The 15,600-nt window shown below is 71.5% G+C and carries 22 protein-coding genes; 8 read left to right on the top strand and 14 right to left on the bottom strand.

The features are described 5' to 3' along the window. Nucleotides 1-64: 64 nt before the first annotated feature. Genes ACSLTV_RS29295 through ACSLTV_RS29285 form a run of 3 tightly spaced genes read right to left on the bottom strand, consistent with a single transcriptional unit; the run spans nucleotide 65 to nucleotide 2,532 of the window. Nucleotides 65-808, bottom strand: coding sequence for an HAD family hydrolase (locus tag ACSLTV_RS29295; protein WP_435613177.1), 744 nt, complete (start codon nucleotides 806-808; stop codon nucleotides 65-67). Beyond that, the gene (locus ACSLTV_RS29290; RefSeq protein ID WP_432139432.1) at nucleotides 805-1,653 is read right to left on the bottom strand and encodes a GntR family transcriptional regulator; all 849 of its coding nucleotides are present in this window, start codon (nucleotides 1,651-1,653) and stop codon (nucleotides 805-807) included. Before ACSLTV_RS29290 ends, ACSLTV_RS29295 begins: the two co-directional genes overlap by 4 nt. Nucleotides 1,654-1,656: 3 nt before the next feature. After that, nucleotides 1,657-2,532 (bottom strand): FadR/GntR family transcriptional regulator, encoded by an 876-nt coding sequence (locus tag ACSLTV_RS29285; protein WP_432139433.1) that lies wholly within the window; start codon nucleotides 2,530-2,532, stop codon nucleotides 1,657-1,659. A 125-nt stretch (nucleotides 2,533-2,657) separates the two neighbouring features. Here ACSLTV_RS29285 and ACSLTV_RS29280 point away from each other — a divergent pair, with 125 nt between their 5' ends. Continuing rightward, the gene (locus ACSLTV_RS29280) at nucleotides 2,658-2,840 is read left to right on the top strand and encodes a hypothetical protein (protein WP_432139434.1); all 183 of its coding nucleotides are present in this window, start codon (nucleotides 2,658-2,660) and stop codon (nucleotides 2,838-2,840) included. Here the strand turns inward: ACSLTV_RS29280 and ACSLTV_RS29275 are convergent. From ACSLTV_RS29275 to ACSLTV_RS29265, 3 genes are all read right to left on the bottom strand, one after another. Further along, on the bottom strand, nucleotides 2,830-3,747 hold the full coding sequence (locus tag ACSLTV_RS29275; protein ID WP_432139435.1) for a winged helix-turn-helix domain-containing protein: 918 nt from the start codon (nucleotides 3,745-3,747) through the stop codon (nucleotides 2,830-2,832). The two genes, ACSLTV_RS29280 and ACSLTV_RS29275, sit on opposite strands and share 11 nt — an antisense overlap. A 323-nt stretch (nucleotides 3,748-4,070) precedes the next feature. Continuing rightward, entirely contained in the window at nucleotides 4,071-5,330 is a 1,260-nt protein-coding gene (locus ACSLTV_RS29270; RefSeq protein ID WP_432139436.1) for a GNAT family N-acetyltransferase, read from the bottom strand. Between the two features lie 83 nt (nucleotides 5,331-5,413). Then, nucleotides 5,414-6,010, bottom strand: coding sequence for an RsiG family protein (locus ACSLTV_RS29265; protein ID WP_432139437.1), 597 nt, complete (start codon nucleotides 6,008-6,010; stop codon nucleotides 5,414-5,416). Between the two features lie 180 nt (nucleotides 6,011-6,190). Between ACSLTV_RS29265 and dtd the strand changes: the two genes are divergently transcribed. After that, nucleotides 6,191-6,616, top strand: a complete 426-nt coding sequence (dtd, locus tag ACSLTV_RS29260; RefSeq protein ID WP_435613176.1) for a D-aminoacyl-tRNA deacylase — start codon at nucleotides 6,191-6,193, stop codon at nucleotides 6,614-6,616. 105 nt (nucleotides 6,617-6,721) lie between these two features. Here the strand turns inward: dtd and ACSLTV_RS29255 are convergent, their stop codons facing one another. The 6 genes from ACSLTV_RS29255 to ACSLTV_RS29230 all read right to left on the bottom strand — a co-directional run bounded on the left by ACSLTV_RS29255 (nucleotide 6,722) and on the right by ACSLTV_RS29230 (nucleotide 10,597). Then, the gene (locus tag ACSLTV_RS29255; RefSeq protein WP_432139439.1) at nucleotides 6,722-7,012 is read right to left on the bottom strand and encodes a DUF1416 domain-containing protein; all 291 of its coding nucleotides are present in this window, start codon (nucleotides 7,010-7,012) and stop codon (nucleotides 6,722-6,724) included. A 35-nt stretch (nucleotides 7,013-7,047) separates the two neighbouring features. Continuing rightward, nucleotides 7,048-7,893, bottom strand: a complete 846-nt coding sequence (locus tag ACSLTV_RS29250) for a sulfurtransferase (protein ID WP_432139440.1) — start codon at nucleotides 7,891-7,893, stop codon at nucleotides 7,048-7,050. 137 nt (nucleotides 7,894-8,030) lie between these two features. Further along, nucleotides 8,031-8,111, bottom strand: a complete 81-nt coding sequence (locus ACSLTV_RS29245; protein ID WP_350203226.1) for a putative leader peptide — start codon at nucleotides 8,109-8,111, stop codon at nucleotides 8,031-8,033. Between the two features lie 197 nt (nucleotides 8,112-8,308). Beyond that, nucleotides 8,309-9,031, bottom strand: coding sequence for an LmeA family phospholipid-binding protein (locus ACSLTV_RS29240; protein WP_432158282.1), 723 nt, complete (start codon nucleotides 9,029-9,031; stop codon nucleotides 8,309-8,311). A gap of 106 nt (nucleotides 9,032-9,137) precedes the next feature. Next, nucleotides 9,138-10,334: a hypothetical protein gene (locus tag ACSLTV_RS29235; RefSeq protein WP_435613175.1), complete on the bottom strand. Its 1,197-nt coding sequence runs from the start codon at nucleotides 10,332-10,334 to the stop codon at nucleotides 9,138-9,140. 8 nt (nucleotides 10,335-10,342) lie between these two features. Continuing rightward, a complete protein-coding gene (locus ACSLTV_RS29230; RefSeq protein WP_432139459.1) occupies nucleotides 10,343-10,597 on the bottom strand; it encodes a MoaD/ThiS family protein in 255 nt (84 codons plus the stop codon). A 78-nt stretch (nucleotides 10,598-10,675) separates the two neighbouring features. On the opposite strand from ACSLTV_RS29230, the gene ACSLTV_RS29225 reads away from it, so the two are divergent. Next, entirely contained in the window at nucleotides 10,676-10,942 is a 267-nt protein-coding gene (locus ACSLTV_RS29225; protein WP_432139443.1) for a DUF3099 domain-containing protein, read from the top strand. Between the two features lie 29 nt (nucleotides 10,943-10,971). On the opposite strand, the gene ACSLTV_RS29220 is transcribed toward ACSLTV_RS29225, so the two are convergent. Further along, nucleotides 10,972-11,334 carry a DsrE family protein gene (locus ACSLTV_RS29220; protein ID WP_432139444.1) on the bottom strand — a complete coding sequence of 121 codons (363 nt, stop codon included), beginning with the start codon at nucleotides 11,332-11,334 and terminating at the stop codon, nucleotides 10,972-10,974. Between the two features lie 190 nt (nucleotides 11,335-11,524). Next, the gene (locus tag ACSLTV_RS29215; RefSeq protein ID WP_435613174.1) at nucleotides 11,525-11,698 is read right to left on the bottom strand and encodes a hypothetical protein; all 174 of its coding nucleotides are present in this window, start codon (nucleotides 11,696-11,698) and stop codon (nucleotides 11,525-11,527) included. A gap of 173 nt (nucleotides 11,699-11,871) precedes the next feature. Between ACSLTV_RS29215 and ACSLTV_RS29210 the strand changes: the two genes are divergently transcribed. The 5 genes from ACSLTV_RS29210 (at nucleotide 11,872) to ACSLTV_RS29190 (ending at nucleotide 15,551) form a co-directional block, all read left to right on the top strand. Beyond that, complete coding sequence (locus ACSLTV_RS29210) at nucleotides 11,872-12,714, top strand: helix-turn-helix domain-containing protein (protein ID WP_435613173.1); 843 nt, start codon at nucleotides 11,872-11,874, stop codon at nucleotides 12,712-12,714. Then, entirely contained in the window at nucleotides 12,696-12,905 is a 210-nt protein-coding gene (locus tag ACSLTV_RS29205; protein ID WP_435613172.1) for a DUF397 domain-containing protein, read from the top strand. The genes ACSLTV_RS29210 and ACSLTV_RS29205 overlap by 19 nt, the downstream gene beginning before the upstream one ends. A gap of 218 nt (nucleotides 12,906-13,123) precedes the next feature. Next, nucleotides 13,124-13,786, top strand: a complete 663-nt coding sequence (locus ACSLTV_RS29200) for a hypothetical protein (RefSeq protein ID WP_432158280.1) — start codon at nucleotides 13,124-13,126, stop codon at nucleotides 13,784-13,786. After that, nucleotides 13,783-14,616, top strand: coding sequence for a hypothetical protein (locus tag ACSLTV_RS29195; RefSeq protein ID WP_435613171.1), 834 nt, complete (start codon nucleotides 13,783-13,785; stop codon nucleotides 14,614-14,616). The genes ACSLTV_RS29200 and ACSLTV_RS29195 overlap by 4 nt, the downstream gene beginning before the upstream one ends. Beyond that, the gene (locus ACSLTV_RS29190; protein ID WP_435613170.1) at nucleotides 14,613-15,551 is read left to right on the top strand and encodes a hypothetical protein; all 939 of its coding nucleotides are present in this window, start codon (nucleotides 14,613-14,615) and stop codon (nucleotides 15,549-15,551) included. The genes ACSLTV_RS29195 and ACSLTV_RS29190 overlap by 4 nt, the downstream gene beginning before the upstream one ends. Nucleotides 15,552-15,600: the final 49 nt, after the last annotated feature.

The raw sequence follows: 15,600 nt of genomic DNA, 5'->3' as shown, positions 1-15,600 counted from the left end.
CAGAGGGTATCCGCTCCGGCGTGACGCTCCTCACATCCGGCCACGATGTGGACAGAACGTTCGCTCACGCGTGCGCCCGCACCGCGCGCAGCAGCGGCTCCAGGGAGCGCACGACGTGACGGTGCTCCACCCCGGACCGCAGCAGCATGTGCTCCTTGACGTCGTTACGCGCGTAGCCGATGAACCGGACCCCGGCGTCACGGGCCGCCGCGTGGTCGGTGACCGTGTCGCCGATCATCAGCGAGTCGCCGGGCGCGGCGCCCAGGGCCTCCAGCGCCCGGTGCAGGGTGTGGGGGTGCGGCTTGAGCAGGCTCATGTCCTGGGTGCGCCCGTAGACGTGCGGCGCGAAGCAGGGCAGCAGGCCGCGGCTGTGCAGGTAGCGGTTGACCGTGCGGGCCGAGTTGTTGGTCACCACGGCGAGCCGCGTCCCGGTCGCCACCCAGGTGCGTATCAGGGGGTCGGCGTAGGCCGTCGGCATCGCGTGCCGTACGGCTCGCAACTCGTGCTGGGTCAGCCGCTCCTCCAGTTCGAGGAAGAGGTCGCTGCGGGGGTGGCGGCGGCCGAAGGCGCTCAGCCGGGTGTAGGCGTCGCGCTGGATCCGCTCCTCGTCGGTGAGCAGCCCGAGCAGCCCCCGTGCGCGGAACAGGGAGAGTTGGTCCTCCGAGAGGTGGTTACCCGAGTCGCCGGGGAACAGGGCACAGATCGGTCCGTCGAAGTCGAAGAGGACATACCGTGTGCGCGCGACCAGCTCTCGCAGATCGTCGGCCTCGCTCGTCACCAGGTCGGTCCGTCCCGTGTCGGCAGTCACCTGCCGAGTGTGGGCCGTTCGGCGGTCGATGCCCAGAGGGCCTCGAAGTACCGCGCGGCGTCCTGGAAGGCCTCGCCCTCCTGGCCGGGAGCACCGCGCCGGTACTCGAAGAGCTGCGCCTGGAAGCCGCCCACGTCCAGTACCTCGAACTCCCCCTCGCCGGGCAGCTGGTAGGTGCGCGGCCCCACGTGGTACCTGCCCTGCAGGGCCAGCGCGCCGTTGAGCAGGTACAGCTTCTCCGACGGCCAGAACGGCAGGGCGCCGAAGGCCGGGGGCCGCGCGTCGATGCCCTCGGCGGCGAACGCCTCCAGCCGCCACTTCATGACGGACTCCTGCTTGCTGATCTGGTTGCGCAGCTCGGCCCGCACCCGCTCGGCCAGGTCGGGCCGGCCGACCGGCCGCGGGTAGGGGAGTTCGGCGTCGGGGCCGGGCACCAGGCACCGCAGTTCGATGGACCGGGGGCGCAGCTCGCGGCGCAGCACCGCCATGTGCACCTCGTTGAGCGCCCACAGCAGGGTCTCGGCGGTGAAGCAGACGGCGTCGACGCGCACCTCGTCCGCGCGAAACGCCTCCGCCAGATAGCGGCCCAGCACCACCCGGGAGGCCCGGGACCGCCGGGCGGGCGGCGGGGCCGCGCCGGCGACCCGGGGCGGGCTGCCCTTGGTGAGGTGGGTGAGCAGCCCGTCCTCCTTCAGGGCGCGCAGCGCCTGGCGGACCGCGCCGCGCTCCACGCCGAACTCCTCGGCCAGCTCGGCCTGGGTGGGCAGCCGGTCGCCGGCCTTCAGCTCGCCGGCGCGGATCCGGCCGCGCAGGCTGTCCGCGATGTTCTGGGGGGTCGTCGTCACGGTTCAGCCCAGGTCCAGGTCGGAGGTGATGGTCTCCCAGAGGGCGTCGAACCACTTCTGGGACTGCTCCACGAACGCCGCCTCCCGCGGGCCGCCGTCCCGCTCGAAGCTGAACAGCAGCGACTCGGCGTCCAGCACGTCGTACAGGTCGGTCGGGCCGTGGTCGGTGCGCTCCTCGCGGCGGCCGACCTGGTAGTACGCCATCAGTGCCTCCTGTCCGTCGAGCAGGAAGAGCTTGACCGGCGGGGTGAACGGCAGCGCCCGGAAGGTCACGTTCACCTCGATGCCGTGGGTCGCGCGCAGGGCGTACAGATTGTGCCGCAGCACATGGCCCTGGGCGTTGCGCCGGGCCAGCCACCGCTCGTGCACGGACTCGTCGGTGCCGTCCACGGGCGCGGGGAAGGCGAGGTTGATGGTCCGGGACGGCAGCAGGACGCGCACGTCGACGGCCCTTGGGCGCAGCCGGTCCTCGTGGACGAGGCGCAGCGGCTCGCCCATGGCGACCATCAGGGTCTCGGCGGTGAGGCAGACGACGTCGATCCGGACCCGCGGCGCGTCGAACGCGGCGACCAGGCGCGGGGCGAGCGCCACCATGGCCGGCCGGGGCTCGTCCCGGCCCGCGGACGCGGCCTCGGCGACGCGCGGGGGGCTGCCCTTGCTCACGTGGGTGAGCAGCCCGTCGCCCTGCAGCGCCCGCAGGGCCTGGCGCACGGCGGCGCGCTCCACGCCGAACTCCGCGGCGAGCTCGGCCTGGGTGGGCAGCCGGTCGCCCGCCTTCAGCTCGCCGGCGCGGATGCGCTCGCGCAGCGCCTCGGCGATCTCCCGGGGGGTGCGCCTTCTGCCGCCGTCCACCACCACGTTCTCCTGGGTCACGACCAAACGCTACAACTCATATCCATCTTAAGGGACTTACCCAAAAGTTGTTTGGCAGTTGTCGCCAAGTGGGGACAACTTAAGCACAGTTGGTTGCCAACTTAAGAAAGTTGGTGGGAGGAGGTAGGCCCATGTCCCCACTCGCCCTCGTCTCCACGGCCCTGGAACAGGTCGTCCAGTGGAAGTACGGCACCGCCGGCACCGTCGGACTGCTCCTGTTCAGCGGGGGCATGAAGGCGCAGAGCCCGACGGCGACCTCGCTCGGCGCGGTGATCCTCGCCGTACTGGTGGCCGGCCCCGCGGTCAGCTCATAGCCACCAGGTCCGAACTGATGGTCTCCCACAGTGCGTCGAACCACAGGTGGGACTGTTCCACGAACAGCGTGTCCCGCGGTCCGGCGCCCCGCTCGAAGGCGAACAGCATCGACCGGGTGCCCTCCGCGTCGTACAGCGCCATCCGCTCCTGGCCGACGACCTGCTCACGCCGCTCCAGCCGGTAGTACGCGAACAGCGCCTCCGAGCGGTTGAGCAGGTACAGCTTCACCGGCGGGGTGAACGGCAGCGCCCGGAAGGTCACCGTCACCTCGATGCCGTGCGTCGCGCGCAGGGTCCGCAGGTTGTGCCTGAGCACCTGGACCTGCGCGTTGCGGTGCGCGAGCCAGTGGCGGTGCAGGCTCTCGGCGGGCGAGGCGGTGTCCACCGGGGCCGGGAAGGCGAGGTCGATGTCGCGGGCGGGCAGCAGGACCCGGACGTCGACCTTGGCCGGTTTCCGACGGTCCGTGTGAATCTGCCGGAGGGGTTCGCCCATGGCAAGTGTGAGGGAGACGGCGGTCAGGCAGAGCGCGTCGATCTCGACGTGGTCGGCCGCGAACGCCTCCGCAATGCGCGGCGCGAGCGCCACCATCGTGGGCTGCGGACCGTCCGCCGCACGGAGCCCGGACGGGCTCCGCTCCAGGTCCGGGGCCACGGTCGGCGGGGCGCCCTGGGTGGCGCCGGTGAGCAGGCGCTCCTCCCGCAGGATCCGCAGGGCCTGGCGCACCGCGCCGCGCTCCACGCCGAACTCGTCCGCCAGCCGCGCCTGGGTGGGCATGCGCTGGCCCGGTCGCAGCACCCCCGACCTGATCCGGGCGCGCAGTTCGTCGGCCACGTCGCGGTGTGATTTCTGTGGCCGCTGTTGCCTCTTCCGCCCACTGGCGGAGGCGTGTTCCGGCTCCACGGCCAAACAGTACAACTTCCCGCCATCTTTGGGCAGTTCAGCGAGAGATGGTTATAAGCCGCTTCCAAGCGGACATAAGCAGAGTGAAGTTGGCAGCCAACTTCCACAACATGGTCAAGCTTGCCGGTGGTTGGTCGGGTTCCCTTCCGGAGGGGAGCCGGGAGCCCGACAGGAAACCGGACCGGCACGAGACGGCACAGTCACAACTGAACACCGCGCACAGCCACAACCGAACATCGACAACTGAACATCGACCACTGAACAATCCGCGCTACGGATCCACCGAACGGCACGAGCATCGCAGCCCAGGGGGAAGGAGCGACCCACACTCAGAACATGTCCGGGCACCACGGTCGCCTGGACGTACGCAGCAGGGCGTCCGCCTTCCGGGCGGCGCCCGCTCGTTCTTCGCGCACCCGGCCCAGCGCCGCCAGCCGCACCGCCGACTCGTCGCCCAGCCACAGCGGCGCCAGGTCGGCCACGTCGAGCGTGAGGTCGGCGCTCCGGGTGCTCGGGGTGCAGGACGCCCCCTCGGGCGAGGCCTCCAACAGGAACCGGCCCCCGGTGAACCCGCCCGGGTCGGCCACCTCCAGCACCAGCCCGCCCCGGCCCTCGTACGTCCGCGCCTCCAGCGCCCGTACGACGTCCAGCAGCCGCACCCACAGGAAGTCGGCGAGGCTGACGATCCGCGCCGCCCGCGGGTCGGGCAGCAGAAGGGGCAGCACGTCGTCGGGGGCTCGGCAGCCGGAGCGCACCGTCACCACCCAGTCGATCGAGCACAGGTAGTGCCACAGCGCGCGCTCGGCGGCCGGCGTGGCCGCGACCAGCCACTCCACGGTCGCGGTGTTCAGCGGCTGCTTGGCGTCGCCCCACTTGTCGTCCGCCCCGTAGCGGACCATGCCCTCGATGTCGCCGGACGCCGAGCGGTACAGCGCGAAGAACGGCTCGGTCCAGTCCGGCTCGGCGCGCAGGACGCCCGTCTGGAACTGCCACCAGCGCTCGCTGCGGCTCACCGCGCCCGGCTGTGCCCGGCGCACGCGCTCGAACAGCTCGGGGCCCAGCTTGCGGACGTCGGCGCCGTCGAGCAGCTCGATGCGGCCGCCGTCGTCCGGGACCGCCCGGCGCGGGTCCAGCCCGGTCCGGGGCACGTCGATCGCCCACTCGGCGGTCCGGGTCGCGACGCCGAAGCCGTAGCGGCCGTAGATCGGATACTCGGCGGCGATCAGCGTCGCGGCGACGTCCCCGCGGTCCTTCGCGGCGGCCAGGTCGTGGCCCATCATGCGGGTCAGCAGGCCGCGGCGGCGGTGGGTGGGGGAGACGGTCACGTTGGTGACGGCGTCCGTGGGCACGATCGCCCCGCCCACGACGGTCAGCTCCTGCGCGAACGACCGGAACGTGGCCACGCACCGCCCCGCGTCGAATGCCCCCTGCGTCCGCGCCGGCTCCATCCCCGACGCCCGCGCGGCCACCACCTCCTCCGGCACGTCCCGGCTCCGCAGGAACCCGACGTTCATCGCCCGCACCCACGCGGGAATCTCGGCCTCGGTGATCGCACGGACATCGATGTCGGTGGCGGCGTGGCTGGTCATGAGGCCACGGTAGGCGGCCCACCGCTCGGCTGTCGCCCGCATTTCCGACCGCCGACGGGGGCGGGCGCGCGGGCGGCCACGGGTCAGGTCAGGAGGTCGTCGATCTGGGCCTCGCCGTCCCGGTAGCGGCGGGTGATCTCGGTGCTGCAGCCGTCCATGGTGCGCTGGCGGGCCAGGCGGTGGCGGGAGACCTGCTGCTCGTAGCGGGCGAGGCGGTCCATCGCCGCGGCCAGCTCGGCGTCGGTGCGGGCGCCCAGGTCGGACAGCTCCACCTCGGCGAGCATCTCGGCGGCGAGCCGCCGGTACTCCTCGCTGTGCGGGGTGGCCACGGTGACGTGGCGGGCGGAGGAGCGCTGCCGGGCCGGGCCGTCCGCGAGGATCTCGGAGAGGCGGGCCACGACCGACGCCTCACCGGGAGCGGGCCGCAGGGGCGCCGCCGCCGCGCCGCGCCGCGCGAGCTCCGCGCGCAGGATGTCGATCCGCCCGTGCAGCAGCCGCCGTACGTAGCTGAGGTCCGCCTCGTCACGCTGGGCGTCCCGGCGCAGGGTGCGCAGCTCGGCCAGGCTCAGCCGGGACAGGTCCGGTCGCGGCGGCTCCCCCGCCGGCTCCGGACTGTCGGTGCGCTGCACGGGCGTCCGCAGGGTGGTCGTGCCCCGCTGCCCGGTACTCGGTGTGCTCATTCCCTCTACCGTCCCCTCGACCGGCGTGTGGCTAGCATCGTGCCACCCCGAGTGGCCGCTCGGTTACCGAGTGCCCCCGAACGGCCCAGATGCGGGCCAAAGGATCAAAAGGAGACCGGCTCACGGCCAGGTCTGGGACCGGGTCACGGGGGTCGCCGGCGGGCACGGCATGATGGCCGTATGCGAGCGGTGGTGCAGCGGGTGGACGGCGCGAGCGTCGTCGTGGACGGCGAGACGGTCGGCGCGATCGAGGGCGAGGGACTGTGTGTCCTGGTCGGCGTCACGCACGAGGACACCAAGGAGAAGGCGGCCCAGCTGGCCCGCAAGCTCTGGTCGATCCGCATGCTGCAGGACGAGAGGTCGTGCAGCGACATCGACGCGCCCCTGTTGGTGATCAGCCAGTTCACGCTCTACGGCGACGCCCGCAAAGGCCGCCGCCCCACCTGGAACGCCGCCGCGCCCGGTGACGTCGCCGAGCCCCTGGTCGACGAGGTGGTGTCCCAGCTGCGCGCGCTCGGCGCGACGGTGGCGACGGGCCGCTTCGGCGCCCGCATGCGGGTGTCGCTGACGAACGACGGCCCGTTCACGGTGCTGCTGGAGATCTGAAGCCCGCGCCCCGGAGCACCGCTCGGGGTCCGGGCAGGGCGAAGAGGGCCGTACCCCAAGGCGTCCAACCCGCGGGGTACGGCCCTCCTGCCGTTCGGGGACCGGTCAGACCGCGATCGCGACCTCGGCCAGAGCGCCCTTCTCGGCGACGACGACGGTGCGGTCGGCGCTGCCGCCGGGCACCAGCGCGCGCACGGTCCAGGTGCCCTCTGCCGCGTAGAACCGGAACTGGCCGGTCGCCGAGGTGGGGACCTCGGCGGTGAACTCGCCGGTCGAGTCGAGCAGACGCACGTAACCCTGCACGGGCTCGCCGCCGCGGGTCACCTGACCCTGGATGGTGGTCTCACCGGGCTTGATCGTCGAGGCGTCGGGGCCGCCGGCCTTCGCTCCGCACATGTTGAACTCCTTGAGGGGTAAAGGTCGGTGAGGTCTTACTTGTTGGCGCCGAGCTCGATCGGCACGCCGACGAGGGAGCCGTACTCGGTCCAGGAGCCGTCGTAGTTCTTGACGTTCTCCACACCGAGCAGCTCGTGCAGCACGAACCAGGTCAGCGCGGAGCGCTCACCGATGCGGCAGTACGCGATGGTGTCCTTGGCGAGGTCGACCTGCTCCGCGGCGTAGAGGGCCTTGAGGTCCTCGTCCGACTTGAAGGTGCCGTCGTCGTTGGCGTTCTTCGACCACGGGATGTTCCGGGCGCTCGGCACGTGGCCCGGGCGCTGCGACTGCTCCTGCGGCAGGTGGGCCGGGGCGAGCAGCTTGCCGGAGAACTCGTCGGGGGAGCGCACGTCGACCAGGTTCTGCGAGCCGATGGCGGCCACGACGTCGTCGCGGAAGGCGCGGATCGACTTGTCCTGCGGCTTGGCCCGGTACTCGGTCTTCGCCCGCTCGGGCACCTCGTCACCGGCGACCAGCTCGCGCGCGTCCAGCTCCCACTTCTTGCGGCCGCCGTCGAGGAGCTTGACGTTCTCGTGGCCGTAGAGCTTGAAGTACCAGTAGGCGTACGACGCGAACCAGTTGTTGTTGCCGCCGTAGAGGACGACCGTGTGGTCGTTGGCGATGCCCTTCTCCGACAGGAGCTTCTCGAAGCCCTCCTGGTCGACGAAGTCGCGGCGGACCGGGTCCTGGAGGTCCTGGGTCCAGTCGATGCGGATCGCGTTCCGGATGTGGTTCTTCTCGTAGGCGGACGTGTCCTCGTCCACCTCGACGATGGCGATGGTCGGGTCGTCCAGGTGCTCCTGGAGCCAGTCGGCGTCGACCAGGACGTCGCTGCGGCTCATGCTGTTTCTCCTCCGGGGCAGTTGCGGCGGGGGCGTGCGAGTGGGAGAGGCGTGCGCGCAGGCCGTACGGGGGCGCGGCGCACGGGGTGCCCGGACGGAGCCGGGCGGGGGATACGGAAGCGCGTCGGCGCTCCCGCTCAGACGGTGCGACAGAGCATGGCGGCGACACGGCACAGGTCTACTGCCCGCCGCTTCGTGAGATCCGCCTGTCGCTTCATGCCCTCGATCGTAGGGACGGACGGGCGGGCATGTCACCGGCGTGTCATATAGCGAGACGGGATCGTCCGAATGCCGGGAAACGAAAAGCGCCCGGGCAGCCCCCGCAGGGGTCCCGGGCGCTCGCGGCCCTCGTCGTGCGGGCCGGCCATCTGCGGTACGGACGCCGCCGTCTCGCCGATCGGACAGGGAGCCGGCGTCAGCCCGCCAGCCGCACGTCGGTGCCCTTCACCGTGATGTCGACGCCGTCCTGCGCGGCGGTCACCTGGTCGAGCTTGATGCCGCCCGGCAGACCCTCGATCTTCTGCTGGAAGTCGGTGATGGAGCGCACCTCGTTCTCGGCGGCCCGGACGCCGGCGAAGCTGGGCAACGAGTCGGCGTGGACGCGGACGGTGTCGCCGTCGACGGTGACCGTGCTGAGGACGTAGACGGTCTGCGGCAGGATCGACGGCTTCACGCCGACCTTGATCTTGCCGTTGCCGCCGTCCGCGAGACTCACCACCTTCGCGGTGATCCCGAGGCCGATGTCCTGCGGCTCCGACTTGGCGGCCTTCAGCAGTTCCTCGTAGGTGATGCGGGCGGTGCCGGTGGCGCTGTCGGCGGTGGCGGAGCTGTAGTCGCCGGAGAACTCGACGCCCTTCATGTTCGCCTGGAGGTTGTCGATGCGGATCTTCCTGCCGTCGCCGGTGTCCGCCTCGTAGTCGTCGATGCCGACCTCGACGTCGTCCAGGGAGCCGCCGGCGACCTGGGTCAGGAACGGGAAGCCCTTGATCGAGACGTCCGGGGTCTCGGCCAGGTTCTCGCTGGTCCGCAGCTTGTCGGCGGCCTCGTCCTCGGCGAAGCCCACGGCCAGCCGGTCCGCGAGAACGAAGAGACCGCCGAGGATCACCGTGACGATCAACAGTATTCGAAGCGCGCGCATTGCGTTGGTTCCCCCGTGTGGAAGTAGGGCGGCGGCGGTCGGTGACCACCCACGGTAGCCCTGGGGGCAAGGGGAGCCGTGAAATTGTCGATCACCTGTGACATGGCTAGCCCAGCGCCCGCCCCAGCACGTACACCGCCGGGGCCGCCGCAGCGAGGGGCAGGGCCACGCCCGCCGTGAAGTGGACGAACCGCGACGGGTAGTCGTAGCTCGCCACGCGGTGCCCGATCAGCGCGCACACGGCCGCGCCCGCGCCGAGCACCGCGCCCTTCGTGCCGAGGTCGGTCATCCCGCCCACCGCGGCCCCCGCGCCGGCGGCGGCCAGCAGCGCCGCCACCACCGAGACCGGCCCCGGCAGCGGCAGCGCCCGCGCGACGACCGCCACCCCGACCGCAGCCGCGCCGACCGACACGGCGTCCGGTTCGGCGCCGAGGTAGCCCGTCGCCACGATCGCCAGCGCCGCCGAGGCGACCGTCGCCATCAGGCCGTACATCCGCTCGTCCGGGTCGGCGTGCGAGCGCAGTTGCAGCACCAGGGAGAGCAGTACCCACACGCCGAGGGTGCCGAGGATCGCGGCGGGCGCGTGCGAGCGGCCGGCGGCCAGCAGCGCGGCGTCGGCGACCAGTGCGCCGAGGAACGCCAGCGCGATGCCCTGCCGGGCCGGCCACATCCCGTTCAGCCGGAACCACCCGGCCGCGGTGACCGCCTGCAGCGCCACGACGGGCAGCAGCAGCCCGTACGTCCCCACGGCCGCGGCCCCGGCCAGCAGCAGGCCGAGCAGCAGGGTGAGCCCGGCGGGCTGGATCCCCGGCTCGATGATCGGGGACCGGCCTTCGAGGCGGGCCCGCTGGGCGTCGGTGATCCGGGAGTTCCCGGCGAGGGTGGCGGGGCCGTAGGCCGGGGCCGGTTCCTCGGTGGCGGCGGCCGGGGCGGGTGCCTGGTTCGGCTGCGCGAGGTACGAGGTCTGCGCGGCGTCCGCCACCGGCACCGGCGGCTGCACGCTGGTCTCCCAGGTCTGCCCCTGCCACTGCTGGGTGTACTGCTGGGCCTCGTCGTAGCCCTGCTGGGCCTGGGGGTACTGCGTGTACTGCTGCTGGTACTGCGGTTGCTGCTGGTATTGGGGCTGCTGCTGGTACTGCGGTTGCTGCTGGTATTGGGGCTGCTGCTGGTAGGGGGGCTGCTCCTGCTGGTGATGCTGGGGCTGCTGGTACTGGGGTTGCCCGTACGGGTCGTGCTGCTGCTGACCCTGATACGGGTCGTACCCCTCTTGGCCCTGGTAGGGCTGGTAAGGCTGGTCGGACATCGGTCTGCTCACCCTCCTGCGAACGGCGGGAGCACCTCGACCGTGCCGCCCTCGGCCAGCCGTACCGTGTCATGCTCACGCGTCCCCACGGGGTCGCCGTCCACCAGGAACGAGCAGCGCAGCAGCACGCGCGTGAGTTCCCCGGGGTGCCGTTCCCGTACCGCCGCGAGCGCGCCGGCGAGGGTGTCCGCGTCGTACGGCTCCTCGGCGACCCCGGCGGCAGCCTTGGCGGCGGCCCAGTAGCGCACCGTGACCTTGGCCATCTCGTCCCTCTGGTCTGTCATGTCGGTCGGGCTGTGTCGGCTTCAGGCTACTGGGCTCGGCCGACCTACCCTGGACCCATGTACGCACGCCGGCGTCACATCTACTTCGCCATGATGGCGACGTGCCTGGGCCTCTTCGTCCTGGCCTGGGGAGTCGTCCGCATCTGGTCGATCCCGGCCGCGGTCGCGATGTGTCTGGTAGCGATGGTCATCCCACCCCTCGCCGCGATGGTCGCCAACCGGCGGGGCCCGGAGGACCGCTGGTGGGACGACCCCTCCGGGGATCCGAAGTCCGACGAGTGGTGGGACGAGCTGGACGGCAAGAAACGGCGCCCGCGCCAGTAGGCGGGTCCCCGTCCGGGACTGAGCCGGTCTCAGTAGACGAGCGCCTGCGTCTCGTCCCCGAGCGCCTCCTGCACGAAGACCTGTGCGCCGGCGATCCGTACGCCCTCGATCACGTCCTTCTCGGTGATCTCGCGCCGGGCCGCGCACTGCGTGCACAGGGTGACGCGCCCGCCCGCCATGATCGACTCGATCAGGTCCGGCAGCGGCGCCGCGTGCGGCAGCTCGAACTCGGCCGCCCGCCCGGGCAGCGCGAACCACGCCGACTCCCCGGTCAGCCACAGCGACACCTCGACGCCGCTGGCCACGGCCACCGCCGCCACCGTGAACGCCTGGGAGCACCGCTCGGGCGCGTCGGCCCCCGCCGTCACCTTGATCACGAGCCTCTTGTCCATGGGCGGAAGGGTAGTCCCAGCAGCAGTACGGCGACGCCGAGCACGGTGAGCAGCCCGTGTCGCCCGCGTCGCACCACCCGCACCGCCCGGCGGGGCTCCGGCGGAGCCGGCGGGGGCGGCGGGGACGGAGCCGGTGGCCGGGGCGGGTAGCCCGGGTGGAAGGGCGGCAGCGCGTACGGCACCCGTTCGCTCACGCGCGGTGGTCCTTCCTCTGATGGCGGCGCAGCAGCACGTTCGCGTCGGTCTCCGCGCTCCGGTCGTACGCGGCCCGCGCGGCCTCCCGCAGCACCAGCAGCTCGGCGCAGGTGGCGCAGCCGGGGACGGGCTGCGGCGGCCGGCTCAGGTCATCGTCGATAACAGGCATGACTTTTCCACCCTTTCGTCCAACATATATACGGAAAGCACCAGTTGCACTACTCTGCGTATTCCTGGGCTGATACGAGGATGGCGCAGGGCGGGGGCCGTCGGGGCGTTGACGGGGCTTAACGCAACAAGGGGCGGTCTAAACGCAACAAGCGCAACAAGCGAGGGGGTGCCATGCCGCCGAGGCGGGCGATCACGGGCAAGAGCCAGGAACCGCGGCTGCGCTACGCGGAGGAGCTGCGCTTACTGCGCACCGAAAAGGGCCTGACGCTTCGGGAGTTGGCCGATGCGGTGGGCTGGGACTCCTCCGTCTTCAGCCGCCTGGAGAACGGACACACGCTGGGGAGCCCGGAGATCGCCGAGGCCCTGGACCGGTACTACGGCACGCGGGGCCTGCTGCTGACGCTGTGGGAGCTGGCGATGGGTGACCCCACGCAGTTCAAGGAGCAGTACCGGCGGTACATGATCCTTGAGTCGGAGGCGGTGAGCTTGTGGCACTTCGGGGTCAGCACCGTCCACGGCCTGCTCCAGACCGCCGAGTACGCCCGGGAAGTGCTCGCAATCGGCGGGGCCGACGGCGACGAACTGGACCGGCAGATCGAGGCGCGAACCGGGCGACGGCAGTTGCTGGAGGGGCGCGAGGCTCCTGCTTTCCGCGCTTTGCTCGCTGAGGCCGCTCTGCGGACCCCCCTGCTGGACCCCGGCGCCTGGACGAGGCAGCTGCAGCACCTGTTGGAGGTGTCGGAGCGGTCGAGCGTCACCATCCAAGTGCTGCCTCAACATGTCGGACTGTACGGCTTGGTGAGCACCGACGTGATGTTCCTGCGGCTGCCGGACGGACGGACCGTGGCGTACACGGAGAACGCCCTGCGAGGCGAACTGGTCGAGGAATGCGCCTCTGTCGAGCGACTGCACCGTGCGTACGATTCGATGCGTGACGCGGCTCTGAATCCCGCCCAGTCACGGAAGTTCATCCTGCGGATGTTGGAGGAGACGCCGTGCGATCCATCGACCTGAACGGTCTGACGTGGCGCAAGAGCAGCTACAGCAATCCGGATGGCGGCGCGTGCCTCGAAGTCGCCGAAGCCGTGCCCTCCCTCACCCCCGTCCGGGACAGCAAGGACACCACCCGCACCCCCCTCCTCCTCTCAACTGCCGCCTGGGCGGCCTTCGTCGGGGGTGTGCGGCGAGGAGCCCTTCCCGGATGAGACCAACTCGTGATCGAAGAATGCACAACTCACGGTGTTGTACATGAGTCCCCTGTGAAGCGCGTATGCGGAGTGCGCGCTTCACATTTGTGGGGGATGTCTTGGAAATACCCGAATCGGTAACGGAATCGGCACCGGACCCCGTTCCGGAATCCGTACCCGCGGAAAGACCACGGCGCCGGCGCGGGCGTACGACGCTGCTGATCGCGTCCGCCGCCGTGCTCGGTGCCGTCGCGGGCGGCTGTACCGGATACCTGATCCAGGCGGACCGGAACGCCACCGCGCTGCCCCCGCTGTCGCAGCCCACGCTGCCGCAGGCGAAGGGGCCGGCGCCGAAGCCGCTGTCGGCCGCTCGGGACCGGCAGGTCAGGATGGACGGCGACCTGCGCGAACTGCTGCTGGACAAGCCCCGCGGCGCGAAGGACGTGGACGGGCTCAAGGGCAACGACGGCTGGCTCCCGATGTATGAGTACGCCAACTACTTCGACAAGCCCGTGCGGGCCTTCGGCGCCCTCCTCGACGACGAGTTCCGCCGCGCCGTCACCACCGGCTGGGAGGTCGGCAACAGCTACACCGTGGAGATCCAGCTGGCCCAGTTCCGCCAGGAGGAGGACATGGTGGTCGACCACCGGGTGGAGACGTCCGAGCGCTGGGCGGACAACGAGTCCGACACCGACAGCTGGCCGGTCCCGGGCACGGAGAACGGCATGGTGTACGTCCACCGCACACCGGAGGAGAAGCCGGGATACCTGCCCCTGTACGGGGCGGAGGCCTACGCGTGGCGCGGGGACACCGTGATGGGGGTCTGGGTCTACTCCAGCAAGCCGATCGCCAAGGCGACGATCATGGACCTGGCCAAGCGGCAGATGGAGCGGCTGTGAGCGAGAACCGGACCGAGCCCGTCGTCCTGAGCGAGGCGCAGGAGGAAGCGGCACCCGATGTCCCGCCGCAGCCCGTGAAGAAGCCCGTGCGGTGGGGCCGGATCGCCACCGCCGCCGGCGCGGCGCTCGTCGTGGGGGCGGTGGTCGCCGGGGTCGGGTACACCGTCGTCACCGTGCGGGACGCCGACCGGGACGCCGGAGACCCCGTGTGGGCGTTCCCCGAGGAGACCGCGCCGACCGCCGTGCCGCCCAGCCCGACCGGACTCGCCGGCGTGATCGTGCCGTACGACACCGAGTGGGACCGGGGCCCGGACCTGGAGGACTTCGGCGCGGACGCCCAGCTGAGCGGGAAGCGGGCCGCGGCGCTGCGCAAGCAGGCGTTCAGCGATCTGCCCCGCACCGAGCGCAAGCAGCTGGAGAAGGAGATCGACAAGGAGCGCGTCCGGGGGATGGCGATGCGCAGCTACGCGGGCCCCTACGGCTCCGACGGGGTCACGGTGAGCATCGTCCTCACGCAGATGGACAACAAGTCGGCCGTCCGTGACGCCTCCAGCTGGCAGAACGACTTCCTGGCGGATCTCGACGCCATACGCAAGGGTCCCGAGGTCGAGGACCACAAGAACACCAAGTGTTTCCTGCCGCCCAAGGAGGACGCGGACGAGGACGAGGACGACGAGGAGGCGCTCGACGCGATGATCTGCTCCGGGTACGTGGGAGACGTCCTGGTCAACCTCACGGCGTCTGGCGAGAGCGAGGCGTTGACGGACTACGTCCCGCGCCTGCTGGCCAATCAACTGGACCGCATCAAGGCCCCGGGAGCGGCCGTATGACCGAGCAGCCCCAGTCCGAGCCGCAGACCACGGACGGTCCGGTGAGCGACGAGCACGGTTCGGGGGCCGCCCCGGACGGCGTCCCCGCACCTCCGCCACTCCCCCCGATGCCACCGCAGGCCCCGCCCCCGCCCGAAGCACCGGAACAGGCCCCGGCCCCGGCCCCGGTCAAGAAGGACCGCCGGGTCCTGCGGGCCGTGCTGCGATGGACCGCCGCCGTCGTCGTCTTCGCCACGGCGGGGGCCGGAACGGCGTACGGCATCACGCGGATGGAGCGCACCGACGTGCCGGGACTGGCGACCGAGTCGGACGGGCGGTGGGAGTACCCGGCGCTGAGCCGGCCGCCGCTGCCCTCCGGCAGCCCGGGACCGTTCGCGGTGGACAACGAGGCCGGTACCCACCACGCCGACCTGCGCGCCCTGGTGCTGCCGGCACCGAAGGGCGCGACGGAGGACAAGGCGCTGCGCGGCACCGACGGGTGGCTGGCGACGAAGGACCTCCTCGCGGAGTTCCCGGACGAGAACGACCGCGCCGGCCTGGCCCAGCAGCTGAAGGACTACGGGCTGCGGCACGTGGCGGCGCGTGGCTGGACCACCCCGGACGGCACCCACACCCGCGTCTACCTGCTGCGCTTCAGCACGGCGGAGGTCGCGGAGAGCCTGTCGGACGAGCTGGTGCGGTACGGCGATCCGGCCTACCGCGTGCGCGGCACGGACGAGGTCGAACTCGACGAGGACTTCCCGGAGAACGCCGACGTCCGGAACGTGGAACGGTCCCCCCACGTCGAGAAGGAACCCTACGGCGACGAGCAGGTCCGCTACGCCTACCTGACCGCCGGCGACGTCGTCGCCCTCGTCGTGCAGTCCCGCAAGGGCGGTGCCGCGGCCGTGCCCTTCCAGCAGACGGTCGTGTTGCAGAGCCAGCTGCTGGGGTGAGCGGGGCGGGGGCGTACCTCACAAGGAGGGCCGGGCCCCGGCCGCGTAA

Source organism: Streptomyces sp. bgisy159 (genome assembly GCF_965341775.1).
Lineage (GTDB): Bacteria > Actinomycetota > Actinomycetes > Streptomycetales > Streptomycetaceae > Streptomyces.
This window is presented reverse-complemented; position numbering and strand designations above follow the sequence as displayed.

What these genes read in the sequence shown, in the direction of transcription:
- ACSLTV_RS29280 (WP_432139434.1), top strand. Translation starts at nt 2,658, where the DNA reads ATGTCCCCACTCGCCCTCGTCTCCACGGCCCTGGAACAGGTCGTCCAG.
- ACSLTV_RS29270 (WP_432139436.1), bottom strand. Translation starts at nt 5,330, where the DNA reads ATGACCAGCCACGCCGCCACCGACATCGATGTCCGTGCGATCACCGAG.
- ACSLTV_RS29265 (WP_432139437.1), bottom strand. Translation starts at nt 6,010, where the DNA reads ATGAGCACACCGAGTACCGGGCAGCGGGGCACGACCACCCTGCGGACG.
- dtd (WP_435613176.1), top strand. Translation starts at nt 6,191, where the DNA reads ATGCGAGCGGTGGTGCAGCGGGTGGACGGCGCGAGCGTCGTCGTGGAC.
- ACSLTV_RS29255 (WP_432139439.1), bottom strand. Translation starts at nt 7,012, where the DNA reads ATGTGCGGAGCGAAGGCCGGCGGCCCCGACGCCTCGACGATCAAGCCC.
- ACSLTV_RS29250 (WP_432139440.1), bottom strand. Translation starts at nt 7,893, where the DNA reads ATGAGCCGCAGCGACGTCCTGGTCGACGCCGACTGGCTCCAGGAGCAC.
- ACSLTV_RS29245 (WP_350203226.1), bottom strand. Translation starts at nt 8,111, where the DNA reads ATGAAGCGACAGGCGGATCTCACGAAGCGGCGGGCAGTAGACCTGTGC.
- ACSLTV_RS29240 (WP_432158282.1), bottom strand. Translation starts at nt 9,031, where the DNA reads ATGCGCGCGCTTCGAATACTGTTGATCGTCACGGTGATCCTCGGCGGT.
- ACSLTV_RS29235 (WP_435613175.1), bottom strand. Translation starts at nt 10,334, where the DNA reads ATGTCCGACCAGCCTTACCAGCCCTACCAGGGCCAAGAGGGGTACGAC.
- ACSLTV_RS29230 (WP_432139459.1), bottom strand. Translation starts at nt 10,597, where the DNA reads ATGGCCAAGGTCACGGTGCGCTACTGGGCCGCCGCCAAGGCTGCCGCC.
- ACSLTV_RS29225 (WP_432139443.1), top strand. Translation starts at nt 10,676, where the DNA reads ATGTACGCACGCCGGCGTCACATCTACTTCGCCATGATGGCGACGTGC.
- ACSLTV_RS29220 (WP_432139444.1), bottom strand. Translation starts at nt 11,334, where the DNA reads ATGGACAAGAGGCTCGTGATCAAGGTGACGGCGGGGGCCGACGCGCCC.
- ACSLTV_RS29215 (WP_435613174.1), bottom strand. Translation starts at nt 11,698, where the DNA reads ATGCCTGTTATCGACGATGACCTGAGCCGGCCGCCGCAGCCCGTCCCC.
- ACSLTV_RS29210 (WP_435613173.1), top strand. Translation starts at nt 11,872, where the DNA reads ATGCCGCCGAGGCGGGCGATCACGGGCAAGAGCCAGGAACCGCGGCTG.
- ACSLTV_RS29190 (WP_435613170.1), top strand. Translation starts at nt 14,613, where the DNA reads ATGACCGAGCAGCCCCAGTCCGAGCCGCAGACCACGGACGGTCCGGTG.